Origin of the sequence: Streptomyces phytophilus (assembly GCF_013870535.1) — a bacterium.
GTDB classification, from domain to species: domain Bacteria; phylum Actinomycetota; class Actinomycetes; order Streptomycetales; family Streptomycetaceae; genus Streptomyces; species Streptomyces phytophilus.
Genome location: NZ_JACBXC010000163.1, coordinates 1 through 7,985 on the forward strand (window position 1 = coordinate 1; position 7,985 = coordinate 7,985).

The 7,985-nt window shown below is 71.9% G+C and carries 8 protein-coding genes and 2 pseudogenes; 8 read left to right on the top strand and 2 right to left on the bottom strand.

Features of this window, described 5'->3' with window-relative positions; translation table 11 throughout:
• The 3 genes and pseudogenes from H5J30_RS11050 to H5J30_RS11060 form a co-directional block, all read left to right on the top strand.
• Positions 1–564, top strand: a pseudogene (locus tag H5J30_RS11050) (hypothetical protein); the annotation flags it as partial.
• Positions 565–865: 301 nt separating this feature from the next.
• Positions 866–1,414 (top strand): RNA polymerase sigma factor, encoded by a 549-nt coding sequence (locus tag H5J30_RS11055; RefSeq protein WP_181787259.1) that lies wholly within the window; start codon positions 866–868, stop codon positions 1,412–1,414.
• Positions 1,411–1,791, top strand: coding sequence for a hypothetical protein (locus tag H5J30_RS11060; protein WP_181787260.1), 381 nt, complete (start codon positions 1,411–1,413; stop codon positions 1,789–1,791). The genes H5J30_RS11055 and H5J30_RS11060 overlap by 4 nt, the downstream gene beginning before the upstream one ends.
• A gap of 66 nt (positions 1,792–1,857) precedes the next feature.
• Here the strand turns inward: H5J30_RS11060 and nucS are convergent, their stop codons facing one another.
• Positions 1,858–2,529: an endonuclease NucS gene (gene nucS, locus H5J30_RS11065; protein ID WP_181787261.1), complete on the bottom strand. Its 672-nt coding sequence runs from the start codon at positions 2,527–2,529 to the stop codon at positions 1,858–1,860.
• Positions 2,530–2,746: 217 nt separating this feature from the next.
• On the opposite strand from nucS, the gene H5J30_RS11070 reads away from it, so the two are divergent.
• The gene (locus H5J30_RS11070; RefSeq protein WP_181787262.1) at positions 2,747–3,139 is read left to right on the top strand and encodes an SCO5389 family protein; all 393 of its coding nucleotides are present in this window, start codon (positions 2,747–2,749) and stop codon (positions 3,137–3,139) included.
• Positions 3,140–3,206: 67 nt separating this feature from the next.
• Here the strand turns inward: H5J30_RS11070 and H5J30_RS37695 are convergent, their stop codons facing one another.
• Positions 3,207–3,617 carry a hypothetical protein gene (locus tag H5J30_RS37695; protein ID WP_374100967.1) on the bottom strand — a complete coding sequence of 137 codons (411 nt, stop codon included), beginning with the start codon at positions 3,615–3,617 and terminating at the stop codon, positions 3,207–3,209.
• On the opposite strand from H5J30_RS37695, the gene H5J30_RS11080 reads away from it, so the two are divergent.
• From H5J30_RS11080 to H5J30_RS11095, 4 genes and pseudogenes are all read left to right on the top strand, one after another.
• Entirely contained in the window at positions 3,514–5,538 is a 2,025-nt protein-coding gene (locus tag H5J30_RS11080; protein WP_374100966.1) for a glycoside hydrolase family 48 protein, read from the top strand. The genes H5J30_RS37695 and H5J30_RS11080 overlap by 104 nt on opposite strands.
• Positions 5,539–5,791: 253 nt before the next feature.
• Positions 5,792–6,907: an LLM class flavin-dependent oxidoreductase gene (locus tag H5J30_RS11085; protein WP_181787263.1), complete on the top strand. Its 1,116-nt coding sequence runs from the start codon at positions 5,792–5,794 to the stop codon at positions 6,905–6,907.
• Positions 6,904–7,613: pseudogene (locus H5J30_RS11090) on the top strand (FMN reductase). The gene H5J30_RS11085 and the pseudogene H5J30_RS11090 overlap by 4 nt, the downstream one beginning before the upstream one ends.
• A gap of 1 nt (position 7,614) precedes the next feature.
• Positions 7,615–7,985: tetratricopeptide repeat protein (locus tag H5J30_RS11095; protein WP_181787264.1), on the top strand; the 371-nt coding region annotated here is incomplete at its 3' end.

Below are 7,985 nucleotides of genomic sequence, written 5' to 3' on the forward strand. Positions count from 1 at the left end.
GACCCGCCCGCCGACCGGGTCGAGGTCGAGCGGTCCGCCGCCGCGGACGACGACACCCTGCCCACCGAGGAACCCTCCCGCAGCCCGTCCTCCGAGTCGGCTCCGCCGTCACCGGAGTCGTCGGCACCGGAGCCCTCCGAGGCATGGACGGACGCGGGCGAGGAGACGAGCAGCGCGCCGCCGCAGAGCCCGTCGAGCAGTTCGCCGGGTACGCCGTCGGACAGCGGCTCGTCGTCGGACGGCGGGACGACGAAGGGCGGTACGTCGAACGGCGGCGGCACGGACACGGGCGGCGGCAACGGCGGCACGCAGAACGGCGGTACGACGACCGACGGCGGCACGGCGCAGAACGGCGGCACGACGACCGACGGTGGCACCACGGACGACGGAGGGACGACGGACGACGGGGGCACCACCGACGACGGCGGCACGACCGACGACGGCGGCACCACGGACGACGGCGGGACGACGGACGGCGGGGCGGTGGAGGGCACGACCACCACCGGCACCGACTCCGCGGCGTCCGGCGAGACCGACGGCGCCCCCTCCGGCGAAGCCGCCTGACGGAGCCGCCGGCGCCCCGCAGACGGCCCCGCAGTCCATCCGTGGCCCCCGGCCACGCGAACACCGCGGGAGCGTGCGGCAGCGCCGGGAGGTGAATCCTTTCCGGCCCTCCCCGCCTCCTATCTCCGTACCGGCAGAACGGGCCGGGCGGAACCGGGAGGAAATGCCGATGATGGTCACCGGACTCGTCGTGATCGGAGCCTTGCTCGTGGGCGCATGCAGTTGGCACCTGATGCGGCGCTACCGGAGCCGAAGCTGACCGGCGCCCGCGTGCGGACCGGCTTCCGGATATGAGCAGCGCATGAACCGACGCTTCCCCTGGCCGGACGAGCGGCTGATCAAGGCCGCTCAGGACGGCGACGCCACTTCGCTCACCGCCGTCGTCACACAGTCGCAGCCTCATGTGCGCAAGTTGGCGGTCTCGCTGTGCGCCTCACCGCAGGACGCCGAGGACGCGGCGCAGGAGGCGCTGATCATCCTCTACCGGAAGATCGGCACCTTGCGGGCCACCGGCGCGCTCGCCTCCTGGATGTTCCGGATCGTACGCAACGAATGCCTCCGGCAGGTACGGCTGCTCGTCTCACGGAGCGCCGACGCACCGGCCGGACCGGAAGCGCCCGCGGAACCGTCCGCGGAGGACGCGGCGCTGCGCGGGCTGGAGGCGGAGCGGATCGCCGCCGCGGTCTGCGCCCTCCCCCGTGACCAACGACAGGTCCTGATCATGCGGGACGTACAGGGCCTGCCCGGCAGGACCGTCGCCCGTTCGCTCGGTCTGAGCAACGCCGCGATGAAATCGCGGCTGCACAGAGCACGCGCGGCACTGCGGCACTCGCTCGGAGGAGTCTCATGACACTGCACACCGTGAAACCCGCGCGGGAGGCGAAGACCCGGGCCACCGCACAGCCGCCGGTACCCGGGACGAACTTCGCCGGCACATCCGTCCCCCGCCATCTGGCGCGCGGCGCCGTCGGCTTCGGGCTGATCACCGCCTCGATCGGCCTGATACCCGTCATCGGCCCGGCCGCCCTGCTCGCGGCCCCGCTGTCCCTGATCGCCTTCCGCGGCTGCCCCACCTGCTGGCTGGCCGGCCTGGCACAGACGATTTCCCACGGCCGCCTGCAACGCCACTGCACGACCGACACCTGCACCCTCACCAGACCCCACCCGGCAGCAAACCCCACGAAGGCCCCGCCACCCGGCATCAACGCCCCAACCGCTCCCCGGTGACCGGTCCACGGCGGAAGGCGGCGCGGTAGGAGCCGCTCCCTCACGCCCCAAGCGGCGCGCCCCACATCAGAACAGCTTGAGCTTGCCGTCGTCCGTCCCCCGCAGCGCGTCGTAGTCCAGTACCGCGCACTCGATCCCCCGGTCCGCCGCCAGCACCCGCGCCTGCGGCTTGATCTCCTGCGCCGCGAACACCCCCCGCACCGGCGACAGCCGGGGGTCGCGGTTCAGCAGTTCCAGGTAGCGCGTCAGCTGCTCCACGCCGTCGATCTCGCCGCGCCGCTTGATCTCCACCGCGACGGTCGTCCCCTTCTCGTCCCGGCCCAGGATGTCCACGGGGCCGATCGCGGTGGGGTACTCGCGGCGGATGAGGGTCCAGCCCTCGCCCAGTGCCTCCATGCGGTCGGCGAGCAGTTCCTGGAGGTGGGCCTCCACCCCGTCCTTGACCAGGCCCGGGTCGACGCCCAGTTCGTGGGACGTGTCGTGCAGCAGCTCCTCGATCGTAATGATCAGTTTTTCGCCTGCCTTGTTCTCGACCGTCCACACTGCGACACCGTCCTGCTCACCTTCTTTCAGAGTGCACGGTGGTGACATCCAGTTGAGGGGCTTGTACGCACGGTCGTCGGCGTGGACGGAGACGCTGCCGTCTGCTTTGACCAGGATCAGCCGGGGTGCGGAGGCGAGGTGTGCGGTGAGCCGCCCGGCGTAGTCGACGGAGCAGCGGGCGATGACGAGGCGCATGGCGCACCACGCTACTCGACTCCCGGCGCACCCTGCGATCTGACCCCTGATGCACCTTTCGGCAATGGCCAGTTGTGTACGCGTTCTTGTGGTGGAGCCGCATCCTCCGCCCTACGGTGGAAGCAGGCGGTTGCCACATGGGTACCGAGAGTGGTGATCGCCGTACCTGTCCGGTCAGGCCCCGCCCGAACCCCGCGGGGCTGCGAGAGGAGAATCCATGTCGCTGGACGTCCCACCTGCCCTGCTCGATCAAGCCGAGCGGGGAGAGGTCGACGAAAGGGAGTTTGTCGACTGCGTCCGGACCTCGCTTCCCTATGCCTGGGACATGATCAGTTCCCTGGTGGCACAACTGAAGGTCGACGGCGGCGACTTCGCCGACAACAAGGTCCCGCCCCCGGACGAGCACGCCCGCGGCCAGCTTTTGCGCGCGCTCGCCAGCAATGCGATACGGGGGGCGCTGGAACGCCACTTCGGCGTCCGGCTCGCCTTCCAGAACTGTCATCGCGTGGCGGTGTTCCCCCTGGAAGCCCCGACAGAGGAGCCTCTGGCCCGCTTCACCTCGGTGCGGGCGCAGTTGCTCAACCAGTCACCGGAGCTGCGTGACTGCTGAAGGGCCCCAGGACACCCCCCGCGCTGCCGCTCCCCACGCCGTCCGCTCGCGCCGCCCCACCCGGTGGTCAGCGAGCGAGGAGCGGCAGCACCTCCGAACCGATACGCCGCACGTTCCGCTCGGTGGCGCACAGCTCCCCCGAGCCCTCGACGAGCAGCGCGAAGCGCGTGATGCCGGTACGTTCCGCGGTCGCCGCCAGCCGGTCGGCGCACAGCCGGGGCGGGCCCACCGGATGCAGCGCGCACAGCAGTTCGGTGTACGCCTCCGGATCGCGCATCGGACGCCGTCTGCCGTCCACCGTCTGCATCGCGCCCACGCCGCTGCGGAACGCCCCCGGGAGGGAAGTGCGCAGCAGCTCCGCCGCGCCTTCGGGGGTGTCGTCGACCTGGGCCACGCCGGCCGAGACGTGTTCCGCCGCGTCGATCGCCTCCGGGCTCATCCCGGCCTCCCGCGCGGTACGCCGCCACAGCCGCACCATCTCCGCCTTCTCCTCACTACCTCAACCATCACTCACACCTACCGCCCAGTACGAGAAGATCAAGGACCCGGCCAACGGGTACTTCAGCCCGGACGGCATCCCCTACCACAGCGTGGAGACACTGCTCGTCGAAGCGCCCGACCACGGGCACGAGACGACGTCCGAGGCGTTCAGCTACTGGATGTGGCTGGAGGCCGCGTACGGCAGGGTCACCGGCGACTGGGGCCCGTTCAACAACGCCTGGGAGGTGACCGAGCAGTACATCATCCCGACCCAGACCGACCAGCCCACCAACAGCTCGTACAACCCGGGCGCGCCCGCGACGTACGCGCCCGAGCACCCCGACGTCACGCAGTACCCTGCGCAGCTCGACCAGTCCGTGCCCGTCGGCCAGGACCCGCTGGCGGCCGAACTGGCGTCCGCGTACGGGACGATGGACATCTACGGGATGCACTGGCTGCTCGACGTCGACAACACCTACGGCTACGGCAACACCCCGGGCACCGGCGGCCAGAACGGCCCCGGCCCCGGCCCGTCGTACATCAACAGCTACCAGCGCGGCTCGGAGGAGTCGGTGTGGGAGACGGTCCCGCAGCCGACGACCGACCTGTTCGAGTACGGCGGCCCCAACGGCTACCTCGACCTCTTCGTGGGGGACGCCTCCTACGCGCGCCAGTGGAAGTACACCAACGCGCCCGACGCCGACGCGCGCGCCGTGCAGGCCGCGTACTGGGCGCTGACCTGGGCGACCGCGCAGGGCAACGCGGGCCAGATCTCCGCCTCGGTGGAGCGCGCCGCGAAGATGGGCGACTACCTGCGGTACTCGATGTTCGACAAGTACTTCAAGAAGATCGGCGACTGCACCAGCCCCACGGGCTGCGCCGCGGGCAGCGGCCGCAACTCCCAGCACTACCTGCTGTCCTGGTACTACGCCTGGGGCGGGGCCGCGGGCGGTGGCGGCGGCTGGGCCTGGCGCATCGGCGACGGCGCCGCCCACCAGGGCTACCAGAACCCCTTCGCCGCCTGGGCGCTGTCCACCGTCCCGGAGCTGACCCCCCGGTCCCCCACCGCGAAGAGCGACTGGTCGACGAGCCTGACCCGGCAGCTGGAGTTCCTGCGCTGGCTGCAGTCCTCGGAGGGCGGGCTCGCCGGCGGCTGCACCAACAGCTGGGAGGGCCGGTACGGCGCCCCGCCCGCGGGCACGCCGACCTTCTACGGGATGGCCTACGACTGGCAGCCCGTCTACCACGACCCGCCCAGCAACAACTGGTTCGGCATGCAGTGCTGGGGCATGGAGCGGGTCGCGGAGCTGTACTACGCCTCGGGCAACGCGACGGCGCAGGAGCTGCTGGAGAAGTGGGTGGCCTGGGTCACGCCGGAGATCACCGCGGAGCCCGACGGCACGTTCAGCATCCCGGCGACGCTGTCCTGGGACGGCGCCCCGGACACCTGGGACCCGGCGAGCCCCGGCGCCAACGCCGGGCTGCACGTCTCGATCGCGGAGTACGGCACGGACGTGGGCGTCGCGTCCGCGCTGGCCAAGACGCTGACGTACTACGCGGCCAAGGCCGGCGACACCGCGACCGCCGAGGTCGCCAAGCGGCTGCTGGACGCGCTGGCCGCGAACACCGACGCCCTCGGCATCGCGGTGCCGGAGACGCGCGCGGACTACGGGCGCTTCGCGGACGAGGTGTACGTCCCGGACGGCTGGTCGGGAACGATGCCCAACGGCGACACCGTCGAGCCGGGCGTGACGTTCATCGGGCTGCGCTCCTGGTACCGCGACGACCCGGACTGGCCGAAGGTGCAGGCGCACCTGGACGGCGGGCCGGCACCGGAGTTCACGTACCACCGCTTCTGGGCGCAGGCGGGGCTGGCGATCGCCTTCGCGGTGTACGCCGAGCTGTTCCCGTCCGCCTGACGCGGCGGGCCGGCCGCCGCCCCGCCACGCGGGGTGGCCGGCCGGCTGCGCCGCGTCGGAACGCCGGCCGGGCCCGGTGCGGGAGGCCGGGCCCGGCCGGCCCCGCCGCTCCCCGGTACGGGCCTTCTCGCCCCTGACCCCGCGCGGGCCCGTACCGGGGCTCCGACCTGCCAGGACATGGCGGGGAATAGGGTTGCGCCGACACACGTTCTCCGGTGTGATTGAGCTTTCAACCACGGAGAGGGTGAGTCCGGTGCAGTTCGGGATCTTCAGTGTGGGCGACGTGACGCAGGACCCCACCACGGGTCGGGTGCCGAGCGAGCACGAGCGGATCAAGGCGATGACCGCCCTCGCCCTCAAGGCCGAGGAGGTCGGCCTCGACGTCTTCGCCACCGGCGAGCACCACAACCCCCCGTTCGTCCCCTCGTCCCCCACCACCATGCTGGGCTGGATCGCGGCGCGGACGGAGCGGCTGATCCTGTCCACGTCCACCACGCTGATCACGACGAACGACCCGGTGAAGATCGCCGAGGACTTCGCGATGCTCCAGCACCTGGCGGACGGCCGGGTGGACGTGATGATGGGCCGCGGCAACACCGGACCCGTCTACCCCTGGTTCGGCCAGGACATCCGGCAGGGCATCCCGCTGGCCGTGGAGAACTACGCGCTGCTGCACCGGCTGTGGCGCGAGGACGTCGTCGACTGGGAGGGCCGCTTCCGCACCCCGCTGCAGGGCTTCACCTCCGCCCCGCGCCCGCTGGACGGCGTGCCGCCGTTCGTCTGGCACGGCTCCATCCGCTCGCCGGAGATCGCCGAGCAGGCCGCGTACTACGGTGACGGCTTCTTCGCCAACAACATCTTCTGGCCGAAGGAGCACTTCCAGCGGCTGATCGAGCTGTACCGCACGCGCTACGCCCACTACGGCCACGGCACGCCCGAGCAGGCGGTCGTCGGCCTCGGCGGGCAGGTGTTCATGCGGAAGAACTCGCAGGAGGCGGTACGGGAGTTCCGGCCGTACTTCGACAACGCACCGGTGTACGGGCACGGGCCCTCGCTGGAGGACTTCACCGAGCAGACGCCGCTGACCGTGGGCAGCCCGCAGGAGGTCATCGACAAGACGCTGACGTTCCGCGAGTCCTTCGGGGACTACCAGCGCCAGCTCTTCCTCCTCGACCACGCGGGCCTGCCGCTGAAGACCGTGCTGGAGCAGCTGGACCTGCTCGGCGAGGAGGTCGTGCCGGTGCTGCGCGAGGAGTTCGCGAAGAACCGCCTGGCGGACGTGCCGGAGGCGCCGACCCACGCCGCCCTCGTGGCGGCGGCAGCCGCCGGGAAGAGCGAGAAGAGTGAGAAGGAGGAGGTGTCGAAGTGACCGCGCTGAAGCTGACCGTCGTCTCGGCCGGGCTGAGCGTGCCCTCGTCCACCCGGCTGCTCGCCGACCGGCTCGCGGAGGCGGTGCGGCGCCAGCCGGCCGACGACGACCGGCAGGTCGAGGTGCAGGTGGTCGAGCTGCGCGACCTGGCGGCTGACATCGCCCACAACACGGTCACCGGCTTCCCGTCCGCGGCCCTCGCCGAGGCGATCGACGCGGTCACGGGCGCCGACGGCCTGATCGCCGTGACGCCGGTCTTCTCCGGTTCGTACAGCGGGCTGTTCAAGTCGTTCTTCGACGTGATCGGGGCGGCGGACGACGGCGCGCTGGCCGGGAAGCCGGTGCTGGTCGCGGCGACCGGCGGGACGGCGCGGCACTCGCTGGTGCTGGAGCACGCCATGCGGCCGCTCTTCGCCTACCTGCGGTCCGTCGTCGTGCCGACCGCGGTGTACGCGGCGGCCGACGACTGGGGCGGCAGCGGCGACCCGCTGACGGACACCCTGCCCGCGCGATGCGCGTGGGCAGGGTGTCCGTCAGCGGGTCGCCGCTGCCGGACACCCTGCCCACGCGCAACGCGCGGGCGGCGGGCGAGCTGGCCGAGCTGATGCACGGCCGCCAGTCGCGCCCGGCGGCCGGCGGGCCCGAGCAGGTGGTCCCGTTCGAGCAGCAACTGGCCGCGCTGCGGCCGGAGAACCGGAAGGAGTGACATGAGCGAGGAGTTCCGGGGCTTCAACGCCTTCGGTCCCGACGGTGAGCCCGCCGCGAGCCGCTGGAGCGACGCGCTGAACATCTTCGCGGCGCCTCAGGCGGCGGACACGGCCTCCCGCTGGGAGCAGGCCGGGTCGCTCTTCGGGTCCAAGGACTACGTCGGGGCGGCGAAGCTGCTGGCCACGGTGGTCGAGGAGTACCCCGAGCAGGTCGCCCCCCGGCTGCTGCTGGCCCGGGCGTACTACCACTCCGCGCAGCTGACCCGCGCCGAGACCGAGCTGCGCGCGGTCCTCGACCGCGACCCGGTCGAGCACTACGCCCACCTGATGCTGGGCCGCACGCTCCAGCGCCAGGGCCGCGAGCAGGAGGC

What these genes read in the sequence shown, in the direction of transcription:
- H5J30_RS11055 (WP_181787259.1), top strand. Translation starts at nt 866, where the DNA reads ATGAACCGACGCTTCCCCTGGCCGGACGAGCGGCTGATCAAGGCCGCT.
- H5J30_RS11060 (WP_181787260.1), top strand. Translation starts at nt 1,411, where the DNA reads ATGACACTGCACACCGTGAAACCCGCGCGGGAGGCGAAGACCCGGGCC.
- nucS (WP_181787261.1), bottom strand. Translation starts at nt 2,529, where the DNA reads ATGCGCCTCGTCATCGCCCGCTGCTCCGTCGACTACGCCGGGCGGCTC.
- H5J30_RS11070 (WP_181787262.1), top strand. Translation starts at nt 2,747, where the DNA reads ATGTCGCTGGACGTCCCACCTGCCCTGCTCGATCAAGCCGAGCGGGGA.
- H5J30_RS37695 (WP_374100967.1), bottom strand. Translation starts at nt 3,617, where the DNA reads ATGGTGCGGCTGTGGCGGCGTACCGCGCGGGAGGCCGGGATGAGCCCG.